We start from the raw sequence: 26,122 nt of genomic DNA, 5'->3' as shown, positions 1-26,122 counted from the left end.
CCCTTTCATCCCGGCTAGGCTGTTTTCGTTCCCATGAGCTCGCGGTTGACTGCCGGCATGATCTCGGTGGCGAGCAGTTCGATGGACCGTGCAGTCTCCGCAAAGGGCAGGCCGCCCAGGCCGACCTGCGCCATATACCGGCTGTTGCCGAGCGCCTGGTGAATTTCGATCAGTTTCTCAATGACCTGCTGGGGGCTGCCCACCAGCAGCCCGCCGCCCGGTTCGCTCCAGTCGTCGAAAGTTGAGCGCGGGAAGTGGTCCACCGGGCGTGGCATGTTCTGCTCGAAATAGGCGCGGTAGTAGGGATAGAAGGTGTCCCGTGCCTGCTGGGACGTCCGTGCCGCGTAAAAGTGGCCGCCTGCTCCGACCTGGAGGGTTTCGGCATCGTTGCCGGCCTCGGTTGCGCTCTGCCGGTAAAGCTCCACCAGGCGCCGGAACCGTTGGGGTCCGGAGAGGAGCGCAATAAACAGGGGAAGGCCCAGTCGTCCCGCCCGAACAAAGCTTGCCGGCGTACCGCCCACCCCGACCCAGACCGGTAGTTTCTCCTGCAGGGGGCGGGGGGCTATGTCCATCCCGGGAATGCTTTGCGTTAACCTTCCCTCCCAGCTGAGGTTGGCGTGCTCGCGGAGTTCGAGCAGCATCCTCAGCTTCTCGTCGAAGAGTGCGTCATAGTCCGCCGTGCTGTGGCCAAACAACGGATAGGAATCAACGAAAGCTCCGCGGCCGGCAATGATTTCGGCCCGCCCGCCGGAAATCAGGTCCAGGGTGGCGAACTGTTCAAAAAGCCGCACCGGATCCTGGGTGGAGAGAACAGTGACAGCCGTACTTAGCCTGAGGTTTGTGGTCTCCCGGGCGATGGCTGCCAGGACGATCTCCGGCGCGGACAAAGCGAAGTCCGACCGGTGATGCTCACCCAAGCCCAGGAAGCTCAGGCCGGCCTGGTCCGCGAGCTTGGCCAGTTCGATGGTGTCCGCGAGTCTCTGCTGGGGTGACAATGCTGAGCCCGTGCTGAGGCTCCGGGACAGTTCTCCGAAGGTAAAGATGCCAAAGTCCATGTTGAGTTGAACCTTCAAGTATGTGGTTTCATTCCCACTTCGGGTCTGATGCACCGCCAAAGTAGGGACCCAACTAACGTCCCGCCGGTGTCCTTGTCGGGACCCCACAAAATCTGGCCCTTGATGGGGAATTAGCGTCAGTTCGGAGGAACATCCGCAGCCATCACACGCAAAGGACCCATCAATGACGATTCAGACAGACGCGAGCGAAGCCACCAGCCACGCGACCATCCCGGCCGCTTTCCCCATCCTTGAAACCGCCAGGCAGCAGGTCCTCGAGGACGGCATCGGGCTTACCCAGGAGCAGCTCGAGGAAGTGCTTCGCCTTCCGGACGAGGCCCTTCCCGCCGCCCTGCAGCTTGCCCACGAGGTCCGCCTCAAGCACTGCGGCGAAGACGTGGAGGTGGAGGGCATCATCTCCATCAAGACCGGCGGCTGCCCGGAGGACTGCCACTTCTGCAGCCAGTCCGGCCTGTTCGACTCCCCCGTCCGCGGCGTCTGGCTGGATATCCCCGAGCTGGTCAAGGCCGCCAAGGAAACGGCCGCAACCGGCGCCACCGAGTTCTGCATCGTCGCCGCCGTCCGCGGGCCCGACATCAAGCTCATGAACCAGATCAAGTTCGCCATCGACCGCATCAACGAAGAGGTGGACATCAACATCGCCTGCTCCCTGGGGATGCTCACCCAGCGCCAGGTGGATCAGCTCGCCGAGTGGGGCGTGCACCGCTACAACCACAACCTGGAAACAGCCCGCAGCTACTTCGCCGAAGTTGTCACCACGCACAGCTACGAGGAACGCCTCGACACCTGCAACATGGTCAAGGCCGCCGGCATGGAACTGTGCTGCGGCGCCCTGATCGGCATGGGCGAAACCCTCGAACAGCGAGCCGAACTCGCCGCCCAGCTCGCGGCCCTCGAACCCCACGAGGTCCCGCTGAACTTCCTCAACCCCCGCCCCGGCACGCCGCTCGAGAACCAGGGCATCATGGACGGCAAGGATGCCCTCCGCGCCATCTCCGCCTTCCGGCTTGCCATGCCGCGCACCGTGCTGCGCTACGCCGGCGGCCGCGAACTCACCCTTGGCGACCTCGGCACCCGCGACGGCCTCCTCGGTGGCATCAACGCGGTCATCGTCGGCAACTACCTCACCACTCTGGGGCGCCCGGCGACGGCGGACCTGAACCTTTTGGTCGAGCTGAACATGCCGATCAAGGAACTCCAGAAGACGCTGTGACCGGGGTTTCTACGGGCTCAACCGGCGGGAGCTCAACCGGCGTGGCGTTTTGCGGGCTCTGCGGCGGGACGTATGACGGCGCCAGCGGGCCGCCGCCGTCCGCCCACCATGAGTGCAACGAACGGCTGGCCATGGAACCGCCGCGCTACTGCGCCGCCTGCCGGCGCCGGATGAAGGTCCAGGTCACACCGCTGGGCTGGTCCGCCGAGTGCTCCCGGCACGGGGTGCTGGTCCCGTGACGCAAGGTGCAATGGTGACGCAAGGTGCAACGGTGACGCACGATTCGCACCAGCCGGACCTGATCCTGCGGGACCGCGCCCGGCTGTGGCACCCGTACGCGCCGGCGTCGCCGGACCTTCCGCTGTGGGAGGTGGAGGCGGCCGACGGCGTGCGGTTGCGGCTCCGCGGCGAGGACGGCACCCGGCATGAGGTGATCGACGCGATGTCCTCGTGGTGGTCGGTGATCCACGGATACCGACACCCCGTGCTGGATGCCGCTGCCAAAGCGCAGCTGGAAAAGTTCAGCCACGTAATGTTTGGCGGGCTCACCCATGCCCCGGCGGTGGAACTGGCTGAGCGGCTCGTGGCTATGGCCCCTGCAGCGGCCGGCCGTCCGGGTCTGGAGCGGGTGTTCCTCGCCGACTCGGGGTCGGTTGCCGTCGAGGTGGCGCTCAAGCTGGCGGTGCAGTTCCAAACCGCAACGGGCCACCCGCGCCGGCAGCGGTTCCTCAGCCTCCGCGGCGGCTACCACGGCGACACGTTCGCGGCCATGGGGATCTGCGATCCTGTGGACGGTATGCACTCGGCCTTCCCCGGACTGCTCGCCGGCAACGTCTTTGCGTCCCGCCCTCCCGCTGCGGCGTCGGCAACCACGGAAGCGGTACAGGGATGGGCAGCCGAGGTGGCGGAGCTGGCGGCCGCCCACGCGGCGGAACTGGCGGCGATCGTCGTCGAGCCTGTGCTGCAGGGTGCCGGCGGCATGCACGCCTACCCGGCCGAATGCCTGACTGTACTGCGCGAGGTGGCGGACCGGCACGGGCTGCTGCTCATCTTCGACGAGATCGCCACCGGCTTCGGCCGCACCGGCCAACTGTTCGCAGCCGACCATGCCGGCGTCGTGCCGGACATCATGTGCGCGGGCAAGGCCCTGACGGGCGGCTACCTGACGCTCGCCGCCATGCTCTGCACGGCCGAGGTGGCCGCGGCTGTGTCCGGCGGCCAGGCAGGTGCCCTGCTGCACGGCCCCACGTTCATGGGCAACCCGCTGGCATGTGCCGTGGCCATCGCCAGCCTCGGCATCATCGAAACCGGGAGCTGGCGGGCCGATGTAGGCCGGATCGGCACCGGACTGGCGTCCGGGCTGGCGTCCGCGCTGGAACTGGGAGCCGTCCGGGACGTCCGCACTATCGGGGCCGTCGGGGTCATCGAGCTGCACGACGCCGTCGACGTCACTGCGGTCACCGCGGCAGCCATCCGCCGCGGCGTCTGGGTCCGGCCGTTCCGTAACCTCGTCTACACCATGCCGCCGTACATCAGCACGGCCACGGACATCGCAGAGATCACGGCGGGCATGATCGCAGCCGTCGCCGAGGTTCATGAAGCCCACTTCGAACGCGTCCCGGCCCGCACAGGAAGTGCGTCATGAGCCGCTCGATGACCCAGTGGCTCGAGCGGCAGGCCGCCGTCCGGGAACGCCGGGGCCAGGTCCGCCGTCCGCTTCCCCGTGCCGCGCGCGAACGGTTCATCGACCTGGCCAGCAACGACTACCTGGGCCTTGCCACGGACCCGCGGGTCACCGGGGCAGCCGCGGAGGCCGCGACACGGTGGGGCGCCGGCGCCACCTCCTCGCGCCTGGTCGCCGGAACCACAAACCTGCACCTGGACCTGGAGCGGGAACTGGCCACCGTGGCCGGGATGGAAGCGGCGCTGGTCTTCTCCTCCGGCTACCTGGCCAATATCGGGGTGATCACGGCGCTGGGCGGTCCGGGGACCCTGATCGTAGCGGACGAGCACTGCCACGCCTCGATGATCGACGGATTCCGGCTCAGCCGCTCGCGCACCGAGTCCTTCGCGCACAACAGCGTGGCGGAAGCCGGCCGGCTGCTCGCCGGCCGTAAGGAACCGCGGGCGATCATCGCCGTCGAATCCGTCTACAGCGTCCTCGGCGACGAGGCGCCGCTCGCTGCGCTGCTGGCCATGGCCGAGCAGGACGACGCCATGCTGCTCATCGACGAGGCCCACAGCCTCGGTGTCACCGGCAGCGGCGCCTTCCAGGGGCGAGGTTCTGTCGCCGGGACCGCGCTTGCCGGGCACCCCAACGTGATCGTGACGGCCACGCTGTCCAAGGCGCTGGGCAGCCAGGGCGGCGCCGTCCTGGGATCCGGGCTGCTGCGGGAGCACCTCCTCAACCGTGCCCGCAGCTTCATTTTCGACACCGGTCTGGCACCGGCGTCCGCCGCGGCCGCCCTCGCCGCGGTGCAGATCCTCACGGACGAGCCGTGGCGGGCGGGATCCGTGCACGGCAACGCGGCAGCGCTGGCCGCCGGGCTTGCGCCAGCCCTCGCCAGCCGCGGTGTCATGGCGGATCCGAGAGCAGGGGCCGTGCAGTCCATCCCCATGCCGTCCGCGGAATCGGCCCTGGCCGCCGCCGAATCTGCGCGCCGCACCGGCGTCCGGATCGGCTGTTTCCGCCCGCCGTCCGTTCCTGACGGGATCCCGCGGCTGCGGCTCACCGCCCGCGCCACCCTCACACCCGAAGAAATCGAAGACAGCTGCGCAGTGCTGCGCGGCATTTTGGAGGAGCTTCCATGAACCTGTCCCCCGTCATTCTGGTCACCGGAACGGACACCGGCGTCGGCAAAACCATCACGACGGCGGCCCTCGCCGCCGCCCTGAACGCAAAGGGACGCAGCGTGGCGGTTTACAAGCCGTGCCAGTCGGGTGCCGCCGACGGCGACTCCGACGCAGCCGAAGTCCTCCGGCTCGCCGGCGTGCCGGCCGAAGCCGGCATCGTTCTTCAGGAAGCCATGGCTCCCGTGGCGGCCGCCGCCATCGACGGAACTCCCCTGCCACCTGTGGCTTGGCATGCAGAGCGGATCCGCGGACTCACTGCAACCCACGACCACGTCCTGGTGGAGGGCGCCGGCGGCCTGCTGGTGGAGCTGGATTCGGACGGCAGCACCCTGGCTGACCTCGGATCGCTGCTGGCGGCGCCGTTTATGGTCGTCGCCCGGCCGGGGCTGGGCACCTTGAACCACACCGCCCTGACCCTCGAGGCACTGGCCGCCCGCGGGCTGGATGTCCTCGGCGTCGTGCTCGGCAGCTGGCCCGCCCGCCCCGACGCGGTACACCACAGCAACCGGCAGGTGCTCGGGTCACTGCTTGTTCCCGTCATCGGGGCCCTGCCCGAGCGCGCCTCGGAACTGTCCCCGGCCGACTTCCGCGCCGGCGCCGCCGCATGGCTGAACGGGGTGCCCGCATGACCCCGACGGCGACGACGGCCGCGACGGCGATGGCGGAGCCCCCGGCACATGCTCCCGACGGGTCCAGGTGCCCCTACCTCGTGGTCCGGGACCCGGATGCGGTCCGTGATGTCCTGCACCGGCCCGCCGACTTCAGCCCCGCTAATGCGCTGGTGGCGGTGACTGCACTGGAGGGACCGGCCCTGCGCGCTCTGCAGCGGGTGGGCTTTGCGTTACCTCCCGTCCTGGCCAGCAACGACACCGGTACCCACGGCGGAATCCGCAGGGTGGTGGCAGGCTTCTTCACACCCGCCACAGTCGCCGCGATGGAACCGCGAATCCGGGAACTGGCCCGGGAAGCGGCCGCCAAAGCCGCGGAGCAGCTCGCCAGAAACGGACATGCGGACCTCGTGCAGGCGGTGGCGGCAGTTCCGCCCGCCGTCGTGATGCTTGAACTCCTCGGGCTGCCCGTGCGGGATCTTGCCGATCTCAAGCGCTGGGGCCTGGAGTCCATGGAGCTGTTCTGGGGGTGGCCAAGCCCGGAACGGCAGCTTCAATTGGCCAGCAGTGCCGCCGAGTTCTATGTCTGGCTGCGTCGGCTCGTCGCCGAATCCGTGGCGGCCCCGGGACGCAACCTGTTCAAGTCGCTGGCCGGGCACGGCCTCTCGAGGACGGAGATGTGCTCGCTCGGCTACTTCCTGCTGATTGCCGGGCAGGAAACCACAACGCAGCTGATCAGCACCACGCTGTTCCGGCTGCTGGAGGGTGCCGCACCTGTGTGCTGGAAGGACGCGGCCTCGGAAGCCGGCGCCAAGTCAGTGGTGTGGCACGTGCTCGCCAGCGAATCATCCGTTCCGACGTGGCGCCGCGTGACCGACCACGAAACCATCCTCAGCGGCGCCCGGATCCCGGCCGGTACGGAGATACTCCTTGAACTGTCCGGCAACCGGATCACGGCGGCCGCTGACCAGGCAAGCACGTCCCCGCACGAGCAGGCCGGGCGCGGACCGTCAACCGGCCTGGTCTTCGGTTCGGGCATCCACCGTTGCCTCGGAGCGAAGCTCGCCGAGCTGGAAGCCGCCATCATCGTCCAGGAAACCGCTGCGGCACTGCCAGGGATTCAGTTGCGGGACCACGAATCGGAATGGATCCGCCTCCTGTCGTTTCAGGCACCCCGGACCGTCAGCGTGGTGAGTCCGGCAGGCTGACGGCGCCGCTGGCAAACCGTGCTGGGCGGAAGGACCCCGGCTAGAAGGAGGACACCGTTAACCCAAGCCCCAGCAAGCCCCGGCCCGCCTGCTCAAGGATCGGATCCAGGCTCAGGGTCGGGTGGTTGAGGAGCACATTCACGTCGCGCTGAATACGCTGGAGTGGATGCGACAGCCGGTGGGCACTCCCACCCGAGCCCGCGACGGTGAGCCGGACAGCTTCCTCCGCTGCCTCCCCGCTGAGCGCAAGGGAGAGCCGGTAGCCGGCGCGTTCCTCGTCCGTCAGAGTTGATGGCCGGCGCCGATGGGATTCAGCCACCGTCCTGACGGCCTCCTGCCAGTGCAGGCGCGCCGTTGCCACCGATCCGTGCGCTTTCGAGAAGCGGGCCTGCGCCAGCGGTGAATCGGCCTGGCGGTTGTCAACGGTGTTCTTCACCCTGCGCACCAGGATGTTTTCCCTGAAGACGTCGACGGCGTATTCAGCGGCTCCCAGCGCGGCCGCGGGTGCCACCAGGTTCAACAGTGTTGCCATGGGGGTGTGGATCATCGGGTCCTCGTGGATCAGGCTGCCCGGGTTGTCCGCGGCGGTCAGGAGGGTCCAGTCCATGGCACGGTACACCGGCACAAACAGATCCATCGCCCGCAGGTCGTTGCTGCCCGTTCCCCGCAGCCCGTCCGTGTGCCACATATCCAGCAGGTCCAGCTCGGCGACCGGAACGAGACACTGCAGACGGACGCCGTCGGAGTCCACCGCCAGCAGGGCCCACTCCGAATGCATGACCCCGGACGCGAAGCTCCAGTGGCCCGAAATCGAGAATCCGCCCGGCACCTTCCTGGCCGAGCCCACGGGAGCGCTCGTGGCCGCGGCCAGCGGAGCAGGCCCGTCGGCGAAGACTTCGTCCTGCACCCGTTGGGGCCAGCGGGCCAGCATCCAGACGTGCTCGATCAGGTGCCCGGCCGTCCACGCCGTCGAGGCGCAGCCCCGGGCAAGCCGGCGGATGACCTCAGCATAGGTTTCCACGCCCATGCCGTATCCGCCCAGCTCCTTCGGGGCCAGGATCCGGAACACGCCGGCGTCCTTCAGCTCATTCATCGTGGATTCCGGGAGGTGGCGCAGCCGCTCCGTTTCCTCCGCCCGCTCCCGCAGCGGGGGAACCAGGCCGTCAACGCGGCTGAGCATCTCGTCGTGGCTCGGAACGGTGCCTCCCGGCACCGGGACTACGGGTCCGACGCCGGCCCCCGGGAGTTCCAGCGTATGTGCGGTACGGTCCCGCTTTGCCGCCAGATATCCATGGTTGGCCGGCGAGAGGTACACCGCGGTGGGTACCTGTTCGGTGACGTCTATGCCGAGGGCCGTCAGCTGTTCAGCCTTGTCCGGGTTGTTGCTCAGGAGACGGATCCGGGCGGCGCCGAGAGCACCCAGCATCTGGCCGGCCGCTGTGTAGTCGCGCTCGTCCTCGCCGTGCCCCAGGGCCAGGTTGGCGTCGTACGTATCGAGGCCCGTGTCCTGCAGGGCGTATGCGTCCAGCTTGGAGTACAGCCCGATGCCGCGGCCCTCCTGGCGGAGGTATAGCAGGAATCCGCCGGCCGCGGCGATCTCCTCCACGGCCTCGCGCAGCTGCGGCCCGCAGTCACAGCGCTGGCTGCCGAACACGTCGCCGGTCATGCATTCGCTGTGCAGCCGGACCAGCGGCACATCGTGTGCCAGGAGCTGCTGTTCCCACTGACCCAGGGCGAGCAACAGATGTTCCTTGCCGTCCGCGAGGCCGCGGAACGTCAGTACCTCGGCAGTGGTGCTGAATCCGTCCGGAAAGCGCAACGGCACAGTGACCTGGCTGCGCACGCTGACCCGGCTGCGCGCCCCGCCGTCGTTAGGCGCAGCGCCAGTTGGTGGCACTGCAGCCTGCAGGGCGGTTTCAACACAAGCGGTCATCTGCGATCCTCGGCCTTCCACGAAAATTACTTGAAGCTTTTACTAACCGTAGCGCCATTTAGTTCAAGCTTCAAGTAATTTCCTCGATCCGACCGTGTGAAGCACATGAGCGGCACACCTGGAAGGCGATGGTTAACGTCGTGCTGCCGGGCGTTGCAGCGGCCCAGATGCGTTGAACCCGAACGCCGGTGCGGGTGACCGTGCCGACTTCGACGTTGGCGGCGGGCTCGCGCGGCAGAGCCTGCATCTTGTGCGCGGATGGAGTCGGTTGTCGCGTTCTTGGGGAATGCAGGTAGGTGACCATGGCTCCCGGTGTGTGATGACGCAAGGGCTAGTCGGGATTCTCTCCCCGGAGGCAGCGGACGAAGTCGTCCACGGCGGGTGACGTGCCAAAAGCGCGGGCCACGTGAAGCTCAGTCTGGGGCCTGTCTACAAACCGGCGCGTGGTGACGCCCGGCATCTGGAAGCGCTGCACCGACTCGGGGAGTACTGATACTCCCAACCCCGCGGCAACGAGGCCGAGGACAGTTTCCTGGTGGATGGCCTGCTGGACGGCGACGGGCGGGGTGGGCAGGGACTCGAAGAGCCGCAGCACCCTTGCCACGAACCCGGGCATCAGCCGGTAAGGAAACAGGATCATGGGCTCCCCTTCGAGGTCCCCGGGGCGGACCTCCGTCGCCGCCGCCAGACGGTGGGTTTCCGGAAGGACCACCACCAGGTCTTCCGTGCTCAGCAGTTCGAGGTTCAGTCCGGGCACGTCACCCGGATCCCGGATCAAACCCAGGTCGAGGTTTCCGTCCAGCAGCTGCTCAATCTGTTCCCCGCTGGTGAGCGGATGCAGCACGAGGTCAATGCGGGGACGCTGCTGCCGGAAGGCGCGGATGGCTTCGGGCACGGTGGTGTAGCTGGCGGAACTGACGAAGCCCACCCTGATCTTGCCGCTCTTGCCGGCAGCGACGTCGGCAACATCCCCGGCGGCGTCGTCCAGGTCCGCAACGGCAGCCTGGATGCGGTCCTTGAATGCTTGGCCGGCCGCCGTCAGCGTCACACGGCGGGTGGTGCGGTCGAACAGCTGGACCCCCAGTTCGCGCTCGAGCCCCTTGACGGCGACGGTCAGCGGTGGCTGGGTGATGTGCAGGCGTTCGGCGGCGCGGCCGAAGTGCAGCTCGTCCGCGACGACGAGGAAGTACCTGAGCTGTCTGAGTTCCATGAAGATTCTTTCGACAGAGGCTAATAATTACAAGTCAAATGATATTGGACCGGGGGGATAAGCGGGTGAGTTACTGGAGGGGCAGAGGGGCACTGCCCCATTGACCATCCCCGCCAAGAGGAGCCACCCCATGGAATCGACCGAATACGCCGTCGTCGGTGCAGGGCTTTCCGGAGCTGCCACCGCCTGGCATCTCGCCGCCCGCGGGCACGACGTTGCCGTGCTCGAACGTTCAACCCCCGCCAACGATGCAGGCAGCTCCCACGGCTCCGCGCGCATTTTCCGCTACGCCTATCCCGAGGAGTTCTACACGGGCCTTGTCCAGGAGGCGAAGACCGGGTGGGACGAACTGGCCGCCCTCAGCGGCAAGCAGCTCATCACCCCCACAGGCGCCGTCGATTACGGCAACATCCGCCAACCCGAACGCCTGGCGGCGGTGCTCGAAGCCCGCGGAATCGAGCACGAACTCCTCACTGCCGACGAGGCAAGGCTCCGCTGGCCGCACATTGCCTTCGACACGCAAGTCTTGTGGCACCCGGACGCCGGCGTCATCGACGCGCACGAATCCGTCGCCTCCATGGTGGACCAGGCCGTGGCCCACGGGGCCGAGCTCCACAACAACTGGGCGGTCGCCTCGATCACCGCATCAAACGGCGGCTACGTGCTGACCTCCGGGGACGGTAGGTCGCTGCGGGCCGCCAACGTGATTGTTGCGGCCGGCGGCTGGCTCCCCCAACTGCTGGGATCGCTGTCGCTGCCCTCTTCCTTCCTGGCCGGCATGCCCGCGATCGAGGTGCGGCAGGAACAGGCCTACCACTTCCCCTACGCGGAGGGCACGGACCACGACGCCTCGCCGTGGCCCACATTCATTCACAAGCGTGCAGGCTGGCAGGCGTACGGCCTGCCGGGCGGACGCGATGCCGGATTCCGCGGCCAGAAGGTCGCCGAATACAACGGCGGGAAGATCCTGCCCTCCGCTGCCGACCAGGACGGCCAGATCAACCCGGACAACCGACGCCGGGTCATCGAGTACGTGGAACAGTACCTGCCGGGCCTCGTCCCCGAGCCCTACGCAGAGACCACCTGCCTCTTCACCAACGCCCCCACGGAGGACTTCATCCTCGACCGCGCCGACGGCATCACCATCCTCTCCCCCTGCTCGGGCCACGGCGCCAAGTTTGCCCCGCTGATCGGCCGGCTCGCGGCTGACCTGGCAACCGGTACAGGCACCGTCCCGGACCAGTTCCGGCTCGCAGCCCAGGCGCAGGCAGCAACCGGGGCGCACGCATAACCCCCGGCACCACTGCCCTGCCCCCGGCATCGACAGCAACAGGCGCCGCCCGGGCTTTGCCGCGGGCAGCTTCGGGCGGGTCCCATCTTGGTCTGGGTCCGCCCGGGCTGCCCTACCCAGGACCGCCGCCCGGCGGGCCGTCAATCACCGTGGGGACGTACTCGAGGAGCTGAAGCCTGCCGTCGAAGGTCCGGCTGTCCACCATCTCCAGCGAGACGTCCGGATAGCCGTCGTAAATGCGCTCCCGCCCGGTGCGGCCCGTGATCACCGGGAAGACAACCAGCCTGAACCTGTCCACGAGACCGGCGGTCAGCAGCGACCGGCAGAGGCTGAGGCTGCCCAGGGTGCTCAAAGGCCGTGTCCCGGTCCGTTTCATCTCCCTCACGGCTTCGACGGCGTTGCCGGCCACCAGCTCCGAATTGGCCCATTCCAGGGGTGCCTGCAGGGTGGAGGAGAAGACCACCTTGGGCACGGCGTCGAGGCCCGTCAGGGCTGCTCCCTCGTCCTCGGAAAATTCAGAGCCCCCGGCCGCGGCCTCCCCGGACATGCCGGACATCACCCGGTAGGTGTTGGCGCCCAGGAGGAAGGTGTAGTTCTTCTTTCCCTCCTCCCCGAGCCAGGCCAGGTATTCCGGGCCCTCCAGTCCCCACCAGCCGGGCCACCCCTCAGCCGACGCATATCCGTCCAGGGAAATGATCAGGTCGACCATCAGTTCCGCTGATGACGTTTCTGCAGTTGTCCCGCCCATGGCCGTCTCCTCGATCTGACCGACGTTAAGGGCCACCGGAACGCTCCGGCCGTCGACGCCCGTGGCGGCAATGCTATCCACGGAGTGAGCGGCCGTTCAAGGGCCCGCGCCATCTGGAAACTGCCGCTGGAAGGTGCCAAGGTGAAGCCGTGGAGCGAAACGCCCGGCAGCAAACAACCGGGCACGCAAGCAACGGAGGATGTCATGAATCCCGACGATCTGGTCTTCCACCCGTGGGTTGTGCAGGGGCAGCGCGAGGTGCCCACGCTGGTCGGGGGCTCAGGAAGCCACGTCGTCGACGTCGACGGACGGCGCTACCTGGACTTCAGCTCGCAGCTGGTGTTCACCAACCTCGGCCACCAGCATCCGCGCATCGTTGCCGCAATCAAGGAGCAGGCCGACCGCTTGTGCACCCTCGCCCCGGGCCACGCATCCGATGTACGGGGCGAAGCGGCCCGGCTAATCATAGAGGTGGCACCGGAGCACCTGGGGCACGTGCTGTTCACCACCGGCGGGACCGAGGCCATCGAGCATGCGGTGCGGATGGCGCGACTTTATACGGGACGGCCCAAGGTGCTCGCCGCCTACCGCTCCTATCACGGCTCGACCACCACATCGATCCACCTGACGGGCGACCCGCGCCGCTGGGCGTCGGACACGGGTGCGGCGGGCGCTGTCCACTTCTTCGGTCCTTTCCTGTACCGGTCGGCCTTCGGTTCGCAGACACTGCAGGAAGAGTCCGAGCGGGCGCTGGCCCATCTCGAGCAGGTGATCCTTCTGGAAGGCCCGACGACGATCGCCGGCCTGGTCCTGGAATCAGTCGTGGGCAGTTCGGGAGTCATCGTGCCGCCGCCCGGCTACCTCCGCGGGGTTCGCGAGTTGTGCGACCGCCACGGCATCGTCTACATCGCCGACGAGGTGATGGTGGGCTTTTGCCGCACCGGAGCCTGGTTCGGCGTGGACCACGCCGGTGTGGCACCAGACCTGATGGCGTTCGCCAAGGGGGTCAACTCCGGGTACGTTCCGCTGGGCGGGGTCCTGGTGGGCGACGGAATCTATGAGGCGTTCACCAAACGCCCTTACCCGGCCGGCATGACCTACAGCGGCCACCCCCTTGCCTGCGCAGCAGCGGTCGGCGCCATCAATGCGATGCACGAGGAAGGGACCGCGGCGGCAGCTGCCCGCCTTGGCAACGATGTCCTTGGGCCGGCACTCAGAGGGTTGGCCGAGAAGCACGAGTCCGTGGGGGATGCGCGGGGCATCGGCGGCCTCTGGAGCCTGGAGCTGGTAAGGAACCGGCAGACGAAAGAGCCGCTCGTGCGCGCCGGAGCAACAGCCGCTGACAATGCGCCGATGATCGCCGTCGCCAGGGCGTGCCTGGACCGGGGGCTTTTGCCGCTGGTCCAGGGCAACCGTGTCAACGTCGCTCCACCCCTCAACGTCAGCGACGCCGATGCGGCCGCGGGCGTCGCCATCCTGGACGAGGCACTGTCTGTGGCCGACGCGTACCTGAGCTGAAACCTGAGCAGACCGGATCAGGAGAGCACACGGTAGGTCACGTGGGTGACCAGGCTCGCCGCCCGCGACTTCACCTGCTCGAGCTTCAGCGGCGGCACGCCCTCAAACAGCCGCGTGCCGGCGCCAAAGGTGAGCGGTGCTATATGCACGCGCAGCTCGTCGATCAGGCCGGCGGCGAGGTACTGGTTGATGGTCGTGGCGCCGCCCCCGATCGCGACGTCTCCGCCGCCGGCCGCCGCGCGGGCCTTAGCCAGCGCCGACTCGATGCCGTCGGTGACGAAGTGGAACGTGGTGCCGCCGTCCATCGGCTGGGGTTCGCGGGCGTGGTGCGTGAGCACGAAGACCGGGCCATGGAACGGCGGGTCCTCGCCCCACCACCCATTCCACTGCCGGTCCCACTCACCACGGACCGGGCCGAACATGTTGCGTCCCATGATGAATGCCTTGGCGGCGACGATCTGGTCGATTTCCGCCCGGTTCTCGTCGGGAGTTTTGAACATCCACGCGTGCAGTGCGTCGCCGCTGCCGTCCCCGCCGTCGTCACCGAATGGGCGCTGCTCGGTCTGGTTGAGTCCGGCCGAGTATCCGTCGGCCGTGACCGTGACGTCGCAGACCACCCGGCCCATACCTTCAGTCATTTGCGCTACCTCCCCATGGCGGCCTCCGTCGCCTCGCGGTGAGCCTGCTGGCAAGCATCAGCATAGACACCCACGGCACCGAGTCCAACGGCACTGCGGATGAGAAGACCCTCACAGGCTTCTCATGGCTGTCTCAGGTCCTCGCATCACTATGAAGATATCGAAGGCGATCAAGTCATCTGGGCCTTCTTTTGGCCCGGGCATCGGGACAGTCGGGACAGAAAAATGCTGAAAGCTCTGGAGAAAACCCACCACCAAGCGGGGCCGGTGGAGTCGTCCTTCCTTTTCGATCAGGTTGCCGCGCTGCTCCGTTACGATCCCAGCGTGCGGTCCGGCGAGCAGGACGCTTCCGCTGCCATGAGCGCCGCCGCGGGCCGGGTCTGGTCAGTTCTCGGGGACCGCAGGGTCTTTGACAGGACTGCGGTGGACGGGCTCCGTGCAGAGCTGACATGGCTCTCCGAATCCCTGGCTCCACTCAGCCGCTGCACACCGGTGCATGATCCGGACCGGTCCAACACTCGGGGCACCGCCCTGGGATCCGCCTACGAAGCCGCCTACGACAGGGCACTGGCCGCCCTCGAAACCGACAGGTATTTCCGGCTGGTCGCCGACCTCCAGCGGCTGTGTTCCGCTCCCCCGGTCACGCAGACGCGGCGCAGCCACCTCTACGGCCGGCATCTCTACCGGGGATGACGGCCGTACCCGGCACCGCACCGGAGCCAGGAAAAGCACCGCATCCAGCCCGCCAGGACGTATGATTTCTCCCCGGTGGGTTTCTCCTTCCCGGAACGGCCCGGAGCAGGGCCGGACCCGTGGAAGGAAACAAGTGATGCCCAAATGACCGTAAGACTTCCGTCAGGCACGGAGACGGGTCGCGGTGACATCCTGCCCCGCATCGGGCGCTGGCTCGGTGATGAGTCCGGGGACCGCACCCGGCCGGTCATCCTGGCAGTCGTGCTGGTCCTGGCAGCGCTCGGCCTCATCGAGGTGGCCTCCGCGTCCTCAGTGGAGTCCGTTGCGGCCGGAAAAAACCCGTACGACCTTCCGCTGAAGCAGGCCATGTGGACGGCAGCCGGGATAGCCATCATGTTCGGGCTGGCACGCCTCCGGACCCGGCATATCCGCTGGCTCGCCTGGCCTCTCCTGGGTGCCGCCGTCGTAGCCCTCGGCCTGGTGTTCACGCCCCTGGGCATGACCGTGAACGGCAACCGCAACTGGCTGGGCTTCGGCGGGTTCACGGTCCAGCCGTCCGAGTTCGCCAAGCTCGCGCTCATCGTCTGGGCGGCGGCCGTCCTGTCCCGCAAGCAGGCCCTCCTGCACGAGTCGAAGCACGCCGTCGTCCCGTTGCTGCTGCCGACCGGCGCCATCATCATCGGGCTCGTCGCCTTTGGCCATGACCTGGGCACGGCCATGATCATCATGATGATCCTCGCCGCCACAATGTTTTACGGCGGCGTACGGATGAAAGTCTTCGGTGTCGCGGGCATCGCCGCAACAGTGCTGGCACTCGTCCTGGCGGCCACCAGCGGGAACCGCGTGTCCCGCATTTCGTCCTGGCTCGGTGCGGGTTCCGCGGACGATTCCCAAGGCGTCGGCTACCAGGCGCTGCACGGCCAGTACGCCCTGGCCTCCGGCGGCTGGTTCGGCGTCGGCCTGGGGCAGAGCAGGCAAAAATGGAACTGGATCCCCGAAGCCCATAATGACTTCATCTTCACGATCCTCGGCGAGGAACTCGGCCTGGCCGGAACCCTCCTGGTGCTCGTGCTGTTTACGGTCCTCGGCATCGCAGTGTTCAAGGTCATTGCCCGGACCCGGGACACGTTTGCCCGCATTGTCTCCTCCAGCGTGATCACGTGGATCATCGGCCAGGCCGTTGTGAACATCGCCATGGTCACCGGCCTGCTTCCCGTCATTGGCGTACCCCTGCCGTTCATCTCCTACGGCGGCTCAGCGATGATCTCTTCCCTGGCCGGCATCGGCATGATCCTGGCCGTCACCCGCCCGCAGCCTGTTGAAGCTGTCCGGCCGAAGAGGCAGCGGCTGGCTGCGCCCGCGGGGCGAGTCCGGCCTTAGTCCTGTGCGGCCGACGCGCTGGCCTTGGCGGCCGCGCCGGGAGCTGCGCTCTTGCTGTCCACGGAGGGCATCGCGACAACGGCAACCACGGTGAGTACGGCACTGACCAGTACGGCGATGAATACGGCGGTCGACGCCGACACGATGGTCTGCGGAGCGGTGACGCCGCCGGGGGCACCGGCGTAGATAGCGTTGGCCACCGCGCCGAATACGGCGACGCCGATGGAGCTGCCGATCGAGCGCGCGAAAAGATTGGTGCCGGTGACGACACCGCGCTCATTCCATTCGACGCTTGACTGGGCGGCAATGAGGCTCGGGGTCGCCACCAGGCCCAGGCCAAGTCCGACGACGAAGCAGCCTCCCGCTGCCACCAAAATGTTGGGCGCCGGGGCAGCCAGGGCCAGAACGGCTGTCCCCATGACTGTGACCGTGACGCCGATCAGGGCGGTCCTCCGGAACCCGATCCGCAAATAGAACCGGCCGGCCTGGGACGCGCTGATCGGCCAGCCAATGGTCAGTGCCGCCAAGGCGAGCCCGGCCAGAATCGGGGAGGTCCGGAGGGCCCCTTCGAGGAACGTGGGGACATAGGAGGTGAGGCCAAGCATGACGGCACCGACGCCGAACGAGATCATCGCCGTCGTCGCGAGCAGTCGCCGGGACACGACCCACGGCGGCAGGACAGGCTCCGCGGCCTTCCGCTCGACGAGCAGGAACACAGCGAACAAGAGTGCCCCGACGGCAAAGACGGCGATGCTGACGGGAGAGTTCCAAGCCCACGCCTGCCCACCCTCGAGGGCACCCAGGATGAGCAGGCTGAGCGAAACTGTCAGCAGGGCCGCCCCCAGATAGTCCACCCGGTGCTTCGCGCGCTCGACATTCTCGTGGAACGTCCGGACCAGCATCCAGCCGGCCAGGAGGCACAGGGGGATGTTAACGAGGAAGATCCCGCGCCAGATGCCCAGCGAGGAGAACACGCCCCCGAGCGTCGGGCCAACAACAGAGGAGACCGCCCATACGCTGGCAAGATAGCCCTGCACCTTGGCCCGCTCGGCAAGCGAGTAGATATCACCGGCGATGGTGATCGCCACCGGCTGGACAGCTCCGGCGCCCAGGCCCTGCAGCACACGGAACGCGATCAGGGCGGGCATGCTCCAGGCCACTCCGCAGAGGATCGAACCAAGCAGGAAAAGGCCGATACCGGTGAGGATGATCGGCTTGCGGCCGACGACGTCCGAGAGTTTCGCGTAGACGGGCACGGAGACGGCCTGTGCCAGCAGGTAGGCCGAAAAGAGCCACGGAAACGACGTGAAGCCGCCAACGTCATCGACGATCGAAGGCACCGCCGTCGCAACGATGGTCGAATCGATCGCCACGAGGCCCGTCGAGAGCATCAGGGCGATGAGGATGGGTCCCCGCCGGGAACGGAATCCGACTCCTTCGGCAGCCGTCGTCGTCATTCGATCTCATTCCCGTCGTCAGTCAAGTACCGTCAGTGGGCACAGCCCAGCCCGGTCCGGTCCCAAGTTCCAGCCCCCAACCCTTTGGGCTTAACTGCGCCGGCCGCCGAATTAGTCCCGCTTCCCCGGGTGACCGACGTCACGACCTTTAGCAAAACTTGGCCGAAACCTGTCCAAATCTGGCCCGTTGCCTGACCGATTCTTGAGCCCCGCCCGGCAAAGTCTCTTATGGCAAAGCCAATGCACCAGACGAAGGAAGGGCAGGGCCATGAACACCAGGACTGTACTCACCAGTCAGCATACCGACAGCCACTGGACCGCCGATGACGTCAGGGAAAAGCTTGGCCAGGAGCTGGAATCCGATCCCGGCCTGGCCGAGTTCCTTGCCGCGGCACCCAACATGGCACGCGCCCTCAAGGCCGTCCTGAACCTGGACCTTGGCGAACTGGCGGAGCGGCTGGTCCGCGCGGAGATCAGCGCCATTCTGCACTGACCGCCTGCGGGCGTCTGCATCGGCATCTACAAGGTGAAGGGGCTCCGCAGGGTGGCAGTAGCTACCGAATGTCCGAATGCCTCGCTTAGTCCCCGCGGTTGAGAGACGCAGAAGATCCGGTAACCACTGCCCCGATGGGGAGCCCGCTCACGATCAAAACCTGTCGTCAGGCCCGGCGTGTGCACCGACCCTTCATCGGGAGCACTTAGGAATTGAAGATCACAAAGAACTTGCGGATCCGTTCCTGGATCTCCCAGGTTCCCTGCCATCCGATGGGGAAAAAGCCGGCAGTTCCGGCTTCCAGGGTGACCGGTTGCCCGCCGTCCTCGGTGACGACCATGCGTCCTTCAAGGACATGAATGACCTCACCGCGCTCCAGGAACTCCCAGCGGGAGAGGCCCGGTTCCGCTTCCCAGACTCCGGAGAGGATGCGGGAGTCGTCGCTGGTAAAGGGAACGGCGATTCGCGTCTGAATCTCGTCGCCCAGCACCTCGGCCAGCGGAGGGCCGAGCGGGGCTTCGTCGAGTTTCCCCTGGAAAAGTTCGGTGGGCTGGAAGGTTTTGCTCATGGGATCTGCCTTTCTGCAGTACTCGCCGTGTCGGCAACGGCGAAGTGATGGTCGACTTCAACCCCTCCCGGAGGGGTGGGCCTGACTCCATCATTCGCGGGTCGAGACGCAGATAAAACACCTATTCTGGATGGTTTTAGCTACCCTTTAGGACTGGTCAGGTATCGGCCCGACATACCCGGGTTTTTCCAGGGAGACCGGCAAGGCAGTCAAACTTTGGCTTCGGTAGCCAGGCTAAGGAGGTCCACGCCGTGCATGGCATCCGCTGCCCGGACCAGCGCCAGGTGAGAGAACGCCTGCGGGAAATTGCCGGCCATCCGGTCCGCCTTCGTGGCGTACTCCTCGCTCAGCAGGCCGAGTTCATTGGAGAAGCCCACCAGCTTGTCCATGAGGGTCCTCGCTTCGAACTTGCGGCCCGTGCGCGCGTACTGCTCAACCAGCCAAAAGGAACATGCGAGGAACGGGTGCTCCCCTGGGTCCAGTCCGTCGACGCCGGTCTCGGTACGGTACCGCAACAGCAGACCGTCGTCGGTGAGGAGTTCCTCCTCCAATCGCGCAACAGTGCCCAGCATTCGCTCGTCGTCGTAGGGAAGAAACCCGATCTGGGGCATGACGAGCAGGGCCGCGTCCGTCTGTCCCCCGCCGTAGGTCTGCGTGAAGGAATTGAGATCCGGATCGAACCCTTCCCGCAGAATCTCGGCCCGTAGCCTCTCGCGAAGCTGTTCCCAGTGATCTGCAGGTCCGTCCAGCCCATGGTTCCGGACCGCGCGTATTCCGCAGTCGAAGGCAGCCCACATCATCACCCGTGAGTGTGTAAAGAACTGCGGGTCGCCCCGCATTTCCCAGAGGCCAAAGTCTTTGTCCTCGATGTGCTTCTCAACGTAGCCGAGCAGGATTTGCTGCAGCGCCCAGGAGAAGTGGTCCTCCTTGCCGCCGGCCAGGCGGAGTCTTTCAAGGGCCACCATCACTTCACCCACGACGTCGGCCTGGAACTGGGCGACCGCAGCGTTACCAATGCGCACGGGCCGTGAGTTCTGGTAACCGGGCAGATGGTCCAGGACACTCTCTGGCAAGTCCCGTTCCCCGCCGATGCCATACATGATCTGCAGGTCTTCCGGTTCGCCGGCGAGGGCCCGCAGCAGCCAGTTACGCCACTGGAGGGCTTCGGTTTCATAGCCGTGGGTCAGCATCGACTCCAGCGTCAGGGCAGCGTCACGCAACCAGCAGAAGCGATAGTCCCAGTTCCGCGGACCGCCGAACTCCTCCGGCAAGGAAGTCGTGGGCGCAGCAACGATGCCACCGGTCTCATAATTTGTCAGCGCCCTCAGCACCAACAGAGAACGCTTCACCGCGCCACCGTAAGGACCGTCGGAACGGCAGTGGCTGCCCCACCGTGTCCAGTAATCGACGGACTGTTCAAGTGCGGCGTCGACGTCCACCGCCGGAGGGACAGGCCGGTGTGAAGGAAACCATGTCAGTTCAAAGTCGACCACCTCCCCCTGCGCTACATCGAATTCACCCGAGTGCCCATGCGCGTGGGCCTCAGGCAGGTGCTGTGCCCGAAGCGCTACGGCGTCCGGGCCGGCCATGGCCAGAAGCACCATTCCGCCGGGTGCTGCGCCGTCCTGGATTCGCCTGGACCAGGGCACCACCGTGCCGTACCGCGGACGGATGATGAGTTCCTGGCACATCTCGACCCGTCCCTCCAGGCCCGTGACCCGACGCAGAATCGACGAACCCGTGTGCCCCACCGGCATGAAGTCCGTGACCTGGGCCAGTCCTGTGGGCGTCTTCCAGACCGTTTCCAACACAAATGTTGAGTCGACGTAGTGCCGCTCCACCACGGCTGCGCCGGATTGGCGGGGAGCCAGGAGCCAGCGACCATGGCTTTCGACTCCAAGCAGGGAAGTGAATAACGACGGCGAGTCGAACCGAGGGAAGCAAAGCCAGTCAATGCTCCCCTCTCTGGAGATCAGGGGTCCGGTTTGCAGATCCGACAGCAGCGCATAGTCCTCAATGGGAGCAGCCATGGCTTTACTAAATCACAACTGACTTGTCCACGTTAGGCCGCATGCAGAAAATTTGCGGCAGCGGCAAGCAGGCGCCCAGGAACATGTGTCTACTCCCCTACTAACCGGTTCATGGGGCACGGACGAAATTCTTTAGGTCCACCCGTCGTTCCTGCCCCAAAGCATCAACAAGCACGAATGACCACCGGTGGGCCAGGCCGAAAAGCCCTGACCGCTTGTGCTCAACTGCCTGGCCGCGAAAATTCGTTGGACTGACGGCCTTGGCAGCTGGCTGGGCGGGTATGTGGGAATCGCAGGCTTTTAGAGGACGCCCGACGTGGATACGAGCTGCGCACGGCCTTCTTCGAGCCGGTACGCGACACCGACAACCGCAGTGGCGTAGTTGTCAACGGCATCGTAGATCATCCGTGAACTGTCCATCAGCCGGCGCACCGTCTGCTTGGCGTGCTCGACCACCATGTCGTTGATGTCGGTCTTGTGCTCATGAAGCGAGCTCAGCACCGACGGTGTGATCCGTTCCACCAGGTCGCGGATGTGGCCGTGTGGCACTTCTGCCGTTTCCACCGCTTCTTTCGCGGCCGTGACAGCGCCACAGTTGTCGTGTCCGAGGACAACGATCAGCGGTACATGGAGCACCGAGACGGCGTATTCCAGCGAGCCGAGAACGGCGTCATCGATGACATGCCCGGCCGTCCGCACGACGAAAACGTCGCCAAGGCCGACGTCGAAAATGATCTCCGCGGCGAGACGGGAGTCCGCGCAGCCGAAGATGACGGCGAACGGATTTTGGGTGTGCACCAGTTCGCTGCGCCGGGAGGCGTTCTGGTTCGGATGCTTCGAATCCCCCGCGACGAAGCGCTCATTACCTTCCAGCAGGCGTTGCCATGCGTCGTATGGGCTGATCCTGTTGCTCACCCTGCCTACTTTACGGGCGTCACGGCTCACATAGAGCCGGCCATTCAAACGGCGGTACGTGCGGTCCGATGCCAAACGGGGTGTGCACATCGCCGTCACGGACGACAGGCTGCTCCACTGCGCCGGGCCCAAGGCCCCCAGGGACCTGTCCGGCCCGGCGCCTCGGTCGAATTTCCTTCTTCTTCGGTAACTCCCGGCGAGGTTCCGGAAACCTAATTGTCGAGCGGGCAGTTCAGCCCGCCGTCACAGATACCGGGGGTACAGAAAATGAATGCACAGCGCAGCGGCTTCTTTGCGGCCGTCATCATGGCGGGTTTCGCCGCCAACCTCGTGCTTGGCGGATGCGGGTCACCGGCAGGAGGCAATCCTGCCGTCAATGAGGCGCCCGTGTCAGTGGTTGCAGCCTTATCGAAGAAGCATGCAGATCCGAAACTGAAGACCTACACCTTTCCCGACGGACACATCTCGTTCGCCTATCCGGCGTCGTGGACGGTGCGGACCGTGCTCCCCCCTGCCGGCATTCCCGGTGTGGAAGCGATCGTCACTGACGATGCCGGCAACGATCTGCTCTCCCTTGGCAATGGTTTCACCTCCGGTTGTGCCGGTGGTCCCGTGTCGCGTCGTGTGCTCGACCAGGCGGCCGTTCCGGGAATGACCGCACCGGACGGGACGGAGCCCGTTTTCGGGTTCGCCGCGGAAAGCTATGGAAACGGTAATGACGTTGCCTACGTCATGGGGCTGACCGATCCCCGGTCGCTGGAGGAAGGCGAGCACGTCGCATCATGGTGCAATCTCGTGCCAACGGGTAACGGCGGCTTGAGCACGCGTGTTGTTTTCACCGACCCGGGCTTCCGGAACGGGGGCGTGGCCAGGGCGTGGATGGCAACAGAACAATACGTCCAACTCAAGGCGCTGCTGGTAAGCCTGACCTACGCCTGAGGCGGCCCTTGCTGTGCACCGGCTCCTGCGAGTGCACACAAAAGCCCCGGACTCGCACGGTCCGGGGCTTTTCCGAGATTCAGTTAGCGCTGGATGCTGACCACGAGATCCAGGTGGATGTCCACATCGGCCACAAGGCGGTCCTGGAGGTAACGGGCAAGACTCGCGTCCGTGGCGGTGTGATCGCTTTGCGGGATGGCTCCGCGGAGAAGCGCCTTGGTGTTGGTGGACTTCACTACGTCCAACGGCGCCCAACTGCGGTGGCTGGAGGTAAGGCGTTCCAAGTCGGTGCGGAAGGAGCGCGAGCGGTCGTCGCCGACTGTGGCGCACATGGTGAACGGGATGAAAGCGGTAGGCAAATGTGGTCCTTTCACGGGGCAGCCGGTGGTCGGAGCCCGTTTGCTGCAAGGTTCTTGGGGACACTGTTATTCCTGTCCGGGCGGATAGGAGTCCAAGGTCACGGTCCGGGCAGCGCCGACGATCAGCGCTGGGGAGGTGCGTCGTTCACTTCTTCTGCTGGACGGGCACTTCTGCCGTGGCCCGTTGGGTCGCGACCCAGCTGGCCAGGACCTTCAGCGCATCCTCGGACGGGGTCCCGGGCTCGACCGTGTACACGTTGATCCGCAGCCCCGGATCAGCGGGGAGCTCGAGTGCTTCGAAGCTCAGGTCCAGATCCCCGACGACCGGGTGGTGGAGCCGTTTGCGGCCGGTGCGGTGGTACTTCACGTCGTGCCTGGCCCACCGGGTGCGGAACTCCTCGCTGCGTGTGGAGAGCTCACCGATCAGGTCTGTGAGGTCCTTGTCGTAGGGGTTCTTCCCGGCTGTGGACCTCAGGACAGCGACGATGTCGTCCGCACTCCGTTCCCAGTCGGCAAAGAATTCCCGCGCCTTTGGGTTCAGGAAGGTGAACCGGGCGCTGTTCGGCGGGGTGACCTGCTCGGCCATCAGGTCCATATAGAGAGCGCTTCCGAGCTCGTTGGAGGCCAGGACGTCCCCGCGGTCGTTGCGGACCCAGGCGGGGGCCGTGGTGATCGCGTCGAGAACGCGCTGCAGGCTGGGCCGGACTGTCTGCGGGCTGCTCCTGCGCCGCACGCGGGGGGATGCGGTGGCGGCACGGGCGAGGTCGAAAAGGTGAGCCGTTTCGGCGTCGTCGAGCTTCAACGCCCGGGCGAGTGCCTCGATGACGCTGTCCGACGCGCCGGAGAGGTTTCCGCGCTCCAGGCGTATGTAGTAGTCGATGCTCATCCCGGCGAGCAGCGCAACTTCCTCGCGGCGCAGGCCCGCGACGCGTCGGTTGCCGCCGTAGGCGGGAAGGCCGGCCTGCTCGGGCGTGATCCGGGCACGGCGGGAGGTCAGGAACTTCCGCACGTCGTCGCTGTGTGTCATGGCACCAACGCTACGCGGCGGCCGATGCGCGCGGGAGGCACTGCCATTACTTGGAACAGCAGGAACTCCCGGCCGCGCGCAGATCACGGTTGCATTGAAAGCATGAAACCGGAACTCAACCTTAACAACGGCATCACGATGCCCGCCCTTGGACTCGGTGTCTTCCAGACCCCGCCGAAGGAAACGACGGCGGCAGTCGAGGCCGCGCTCGCGGCCGGCTACCGGCACATCGACACCGCCGCAGCGTACGGCAACGAACGGGAGGTCGGCGAAGGCATCCGCCGGTCCGGCGTCGACCGTCCTGAGGTGTTCATCGAGACCAAGGTCTGGGTGAGCGATTATGGCTACGACCAAACGCTGCACGCCTGGCAGAAAGCGGCCGCCAAACTCGGCGTCGACTATCTCGACCTGTTCATCCTGCACCAGCCCGCACCCGACCGGTTCGGGAAGACCATCGCCGCCTACAAGGCGCTGGAGACCCTGCTCGGCGACGGGCGCGTCCGGGCGATCGGTGTCAGCAACTTCATGCCGCACCACCTGGAGCAGCTGCTCGCCGCAACCGATGTGGTCCCGGCGGTGAACCAGATCGAACTGCACCCGTACTTCACCCAGCAGGACGTCCAGGCCGCCAACGCCGAAAACGGCATCCTCACCCAGGCCTGGTCGCCGATCGGCGGCATCACCTTCTACCCCGGCTGGGGCGAGAACCGCCGAAACGTGATGGAAGACCCGGAGATCGCCGCCATCGGGGAAGCACACGGCAAGAGCGCGGCCCAGGTCATGCTGCGCTGGCACCTGCAGCAGGGCCGCTCAGCCATCCCCAAATCGACCAACCCGGAACGAATCGCCGAAAACTTCGACGTCTTCGACTTCGAGCTCAGCACGCAGGAGCTCGACGCCATCGACACCCTCGACGCCGGCGTGCGCAACGGTCCCGATCCGGACGAAGCCCGCGAGGAGCGCTTCGCCATGGTCATCCCCGAAGCCTAAACAGAGAGAAGGAACCAGCATGGAATACCGTTCCCTTGGCCGCACCGGTGTGCAGGTCACTCCCTTGTGCCTCGGCGCGATGATGTTCGGCCCCTGGGGCAACGACGACCGCGCCGACAGCACCCGCATTATCCACCGTGCCCTCGACGCCGGCATCAACTTCATCGACACCGCCGACGTCTACTCAGGCGGGGTGTCCGAGGAAATTGTCGGGGAAGCGCCGGCTGAACACCGACTACATCGACCTCTACCAGGTCCACCGGCCCAGTCCGGACAACGACGTCGAGGAGACCCTCGGCGCGCTCACCGACCTCGTCCGCCAAGGAAAAGTGCGGTACATCGGCTCGTCGTCGTACTCCGGATCGCAAATCGTGGAAGCCCAGTGGGCGTCCCGGGAACGCAACATGGAACGGTTCGTCACCGAGCAGCCGCCGTACTCGATCCTGGTCCGCGGCATCGAGGAAGACATCCTCCCCACAGTGCAGCGCCACGGCATGGGCACCCTCACCTACAGCCCGCTCGGCGGCGGCTGGCTGTCCGGGCGCTGGCGGAAAGACTCCGCGTCCGCGCCGACGTCGTCGGCCCGCCCCAGCGCCCGCTTCGACATGACCAGCCCCGCCAACCAGCGCAAGCTCGACATGACCAGCCCCGCCAACCAGCGCAAGCTCGACATCGTCGAGGAACTCGCCCGGCTCGCCGAGCAGGCGGGGCTCAGCCTCATCGAGCTGGCGATCTCCTTTGTCATCAACCATCCGGGCGTCACCTCCGCGATCGTCGGACCCCGGACCATGGAGCAGCTGGAGTCCTACCTTCCGGCGGCCGGCATCGCCCTGTCCGCCGACGTGCTGGACCGCATCGACAAGATCACAGCACCCGGCGTGACCGTCAACCCCGAGGACAACAGCTACGGGGCCCACGAGCTCCCTGCACAGGCGCGGCGGCGGAACCCTTAAGGATGGATGGTCCAGAACCGAC

Annotated in this window: 25 protein-coding genes and 1 pseudogene; 14 read left to right on the top strand and 12 right to left on the bottom strand. The window is 66.4% G+C overall.

What is annotated here, in order from left to right; all coding sequences use genetic code 11:
• Nucleotides 1-14: 14 nt before the first annotated feature.
• Nucleotides 15-1,055 carry an LLM class flavin-dependent oxidoreductase gene (locus ACFVTE_RS19415; RefSeq protein WP_387103200.1) on the bottom strand — a complete coding sequence of 347 codons (1,041 nt, stop codon included), beginning with the start codon at nt 1,053-1,055 and terminating at the stop codon, nt 15-17.
• A gap of 184 nt (nt 1,056-1,239) precedes the next feature.
• Between ACFVTE_RS19415 and bioB the strand changes: the two genes are divergently transcribed.
• The 6 genes from bioB to ACFVTE_RS19385 are packed head-to-tail and all read left to right on the top strand — an operon-like array spanning nt 1,240 to nt 6,958.
• The gene (gene bioB, locus ACFVTE_RS19410) at nt 1,240-2,289 is read left to right on the top strand and encodes a biotin synthase BioB (protein ID WP_387103198.1); all 1,050 of its coding nucleotides are present in this window, start codon (nt 1,240-1,242) and stop codon (nt 2,287-2,289) included.
• 41 nt (nt 2,290-2,330) lie between these two features.
• Nucleotides 2,331-2,528 carry a hypothetical protein gene (locus tag ACFVTE_RS19405; protein WP_387103195.1) on the top strand — a complete coding sequence of 66 codons (198 nt, stop codon included), beginning with the start codon at nt 2,331-2,333 and terminating at the stop codon, nt 2,526-2,528.
• Nucleotides 2,529-2,539: 11 nt separating this feature from the next.
• Nucleotides 2,540-3,934: an adenosylmethionine--8-amino-7-oxononanoate transaminase gene (locus ACFVTE_RS19400; RefSeq protein WP_387103193.1), complete on the top strand. Its 1,395-nt coding sequence runs from the start codon at nt 2,540-2,542 to the stop codon at nt 3,932-3,934.
• An 8-nt stretch (nt 3,935-3,942) separates the two neighbouring features.
• A complete protein-coding gene (locus tag ACFVTE_RS19395; protein WP_387103409.1) occupies nt 3,943-5,100 on the top strand; it encodes an 8-amino-7-oxononanoate synthase in 1,158 nt (385 codons plus the stop codon).
• On the top strand, nt 5,097-5,771 hold the full coding sequence (gene bioD / locus ACFVTE_RS19390) for a dethiobiotin synthase (protein WP_387103190.1): 675 nt from the start codon (nt 5,097-5,099) through the stop codon (nt 5,769-5,771). Before ACFVTE_RS19395 ends, bioD begins: the two co-directional genes overlap by 4 nt.
• Nucleotides 5,768-6,958, top strand: a complete 1,191-nt coding sequence (locus tag ACFVTE_RS19385; protein ID WP_387103187.1) for a cytochrome P450 — start codon at nt 5,768-5,770, stop codon at nt 6,956-6,958. The genes bioD and ACFVTE_RS19385 overlap by 4 nt, the downstream gene beginning before the upstream one ends.
• A gap of 40 nt (nt 6,959-6,998) precedes the next feature.
• On the opposite strand, the gene ribA is transcribed toward ACFVTE_RS19385, so the two are convergent.
• From ribA to ACFVTE_RS19370, 3 genes are all read right to left on the bottom strand, one after another.
• Entirely contained in the window at nt 6,999-8,891 is a 1,893-nt protein-coding gene (gene ribA / locus ACFVTE_RS19380; protein ID WP_387103185.1) for a GTP cyclohydrolase II RibA, read from the bottom strand.
• A gap of 70 nt (nt 8,892-8,961) precedes the next feature.
• Nucleotides 8,962-9,195 carry a hypothetical protein gene (locus tag ACFVTE_RS19375; RefSeq protein WP_387103183.1) on the bottom strand — a complete coding sequence of 78 codons (234 nt, stop codon included), beginning with the start codon at nt 9,193-9,195 and terminating at the stop codon, nt 8,962-8,964.
• Nucleotides 9,196-9,222: 27 nt separating this feature from the next.
• On the bottom strand, nt 9,223-10,101 hold the full coding sequence (locus ACFVTE_RS19370; protein ID WP_387103182.1) for a LysR family transcriptional regulator: 879 nt from the start codon (nt 10,099-10,101) through the stop codon (nt 9,223-9,225).
• A 130-nt stretch (nt 10,102-10,231) separates the two neighbouring features.
• On the opposite strand from ACFVTE_RS19370, the gene ACFVTE_RS19365 reads away from it, so the two are divergent.
• A complete protein-coding gene (locus ACFVTE_RS19365; RefSeq protein WP_387103179.1) occupies nt 10,232-11,392 on the top strand; it encodes an FAD-dependent oxidoreductase in 1,161 nt (386 codons plus the stop codon).
• 112 nt (nt 11,393-11,504) lie between these two features.
• Here the strand turns inward: ACFVTE_RS19365 and ACFVTE_RS19360 are convergent, their stop codons facing one another.
• Nucleotides 11,505-12,140, bottom strand: coding sequence for a dihydrofolate reductase family protein (locus tag ACFVTE_RS19360; RefSeq protein ID WP_387103406.1), 636 nt, complete (start codon nt 12,138-12,140; stop codon nt 11,505-11,507).
• Between the two features lie 204 nt (nt 12,141-12,344).
• On the opposite strand from ACFVTE_RS19360, the gene ACFVTE_RS19355 reads away from it, so the two are divergent.
• Nucleotides 12,345-13,658, top strand: a complete 1,314-nt coding sequence (locus tag ACFVTE_RS19355) for an aspartate aminotransferase family protein (protein WP_387103176.1) — start codon at nt 12,345-12,347, stop codon at nt 13,656-13,658.
• A 17-nt stretch (nt 13,659-13,675) separates the two neighbouring features.
• Here the strand turns inward: ACFVTE_RS19355 and ACFVTE_RS19350 are convergent, their stop codons facing one another.
• Nucleotides 13,676-14,296 carry a dihydrofolate reductase family protein gene (locus ACFVTE_RS19350; protein WP_387103174.1) on the bottom strand — a complete coding sequence of 207 codons (621 nt, stop codon included), beginning with the start codon at nt 14,294-14,296 and terminating at the stop codon, nt 13,676-13,678.
• A gap of 225 nt (nt 14,297-14,521) precedes the next feature.
• Here ACFVTE_RS19350 and ACFVTE_RS19345 point away from each other — a divergent pair, with 225 nt between their 5' ends.
• Entirely contained in the window at nt 14,522-14,989 is a 468-nt protein-coding gene (locus tag ACFVTE_RS19345; RefSeq protein ID WP_387103171.1) for a CHAD domain-containing protein, read from the top strand.
• 144 nt (nt 14,990-15,133) lie between these two features.
• Complete coding sequence (gene ftsW / locus ACFVTE_RS19340) at nt 15,134-16,369, top strand: putative lipid II flippase FtsW (RefSeq protein ID WP_387103169.1); 1,236 nt, start codon at nt 15,134-15,136, stop codon at nt 16,367-16,369.
• On the opposite strand, the gene ACFVTE_RS19335 is transcribed toward ftsW, so the two are convergent.
• Nucleotides 16,366-17,826: an MFS transporter gene (locus ACFVTE_RS19335; RefSeq protein ID WP_387103167.1), complete on the bottom strand. Its 1,461-nt coding sequence runs from the start codon at nt 17,824-17,826 to the stop codon at nt 16,366-16,368. The two genes, ftsW and ACFVTE_RS19335, sit on opposite strands and share 4 nt — an antisense overlap.
• Nucleotides 17,827-18,094: 268 nt before the next feature.
• On the opposite strand from ACFVTE_RS19335, the gene ACFVTE_RS19330 reads away from it, so the two are divergent.
• Nucleotides 18,095-18,319, top strand: a complete 225-nt coding sequence (locus tag ACFVTE_RS19330) for a hypothetical protein (protein ID WP_387103164.1) — start codon at nt 18,095-18,097, stop codon at nt 18,317-18,319.
• Nucleotides 18,320-18,524: 205 nt separating this feature from the next.
• On the opposite strand, the gene ACFVTE_RS19325 is transcribed toward ACFVTE_RS19330, so the two are convergent.
• From ACFVTE_RS19325 to ACFVTE_RS19315, 3 genes are all read right to left on the bottom strand, one after another.
• Entirely contained in the window at nt 18,525-18,887 is a 363-nt protein-coding gene (locus ACFVTE_RS19325; protein ID WP_354260328.1) for a cupin domain-containing protein, read from the bottom strand.
• A gap of 209 nt (nt 18,888-19,096) precedes the next feature.
• Entirely contained in the window at nt 19,097-20,917 is a 1,821-nt protein-coding gene (locus ACFVTE_RS19320) for a glycoside hydrolase family 15 protein (protein WP_387103160.1), read from the bottom strand.
• Nucleotides 20,918-21,217: 300 nt separating this feature from the next.
• A complete protein-coding gene (locus ACFVTE_RS19315; RefSeq protein ID WP_387103157.1) occupies nt 21,218-21,832 on the bottom strand; it encodes a carbonic anhydrase in 615 nt (204 codons plus the stop codon).
• 267 nt (nt 21,833-22,099) lie between these two features.
• Here ACFVTE_RS19315 and ACFVTE_RS19310 point away from each other — a divergent pair, with 267 nt between their 5' ends.
• The gene (locus ACFVTE_RS19310; protein ID WP_387103155.1) at nt 22,100-22,771 is read left to right on the top strand and encodes a hypothetical protein; all 672 of its coding nucleotides are present in this window, start codon (nt 22,100-22,102) and stop codon (nt 22,769-22,771) included.
• 83 nt (nt 22,772-22,854) lie between these two features.
• Here the strand turns inward: ACFVTE_RS19310 and ACFVTE_RS19305 are convergent, their stop codons facing one another.
• Both ACFVTE_RS19305 and ACFVTE_RS19300 read right to left on the bottom strand, forming a co-directional pair.
• A complete protein-coding gene (locus tag ACFVTE_RS19305; protein WP_387103152.1) occupies nt 22,855-23,130 on the bottom strand; it encodes a hypothetical protein in 276 nt (91 codons plus the stop codon).
• 145 nt (nt 23,131-23,275) lie between these two features.
• Nucleotides 23,276-24,157, bottom strand: a complete 882-nt coding sequence (locus ACFVTE_RS19300; protein WP_387103150.1) for a helix-turn-helix transcriptional regulator — start codon at nt 24,155-24,157, stop codon at nt 23,276-23,278.
• 102 nt (nt 24,158-24,259) lie between these two features.
• On the opposite strand from ACFVTE_RS19300, the gene ACFVTE_RS19295 reads away from it, so the two are divergent.
• On the top strand, nt 24,260-25,147 hold the full coding sequence (locus ACFVTE_RS19295; RefSeq protein WP_387103148.1) for an aldo/keto reductase: 888 nt from the start codon (nt 24,260-24,262) through the stop codon (nt 25,145-25,147).
• Nucleotides 25,148-25,166: 19 nt separating this feature from the next.
• Nucleotides 25,167-26,100: pseudogene (locus ACFVTE_RS19290) on the top strand (aldo/keto reductase).
• Nucleotides 26,101-26,122: the final 22 nt, after the last annotated feature.

Source organism: Arthrobacter sp. NPDC058097, assembly GCF_042884885.1.
Classification (GTDB): domain Bacteria; phylum Actinomycetota; class Actinomycetes; order Actinomycetales; family Micrococcaceae; genus Arthrobacter.
Note: the sequence above shows the minus strand (reverse complement) of the source record. Positions and strands in the feature narration are given on the sequence as shown.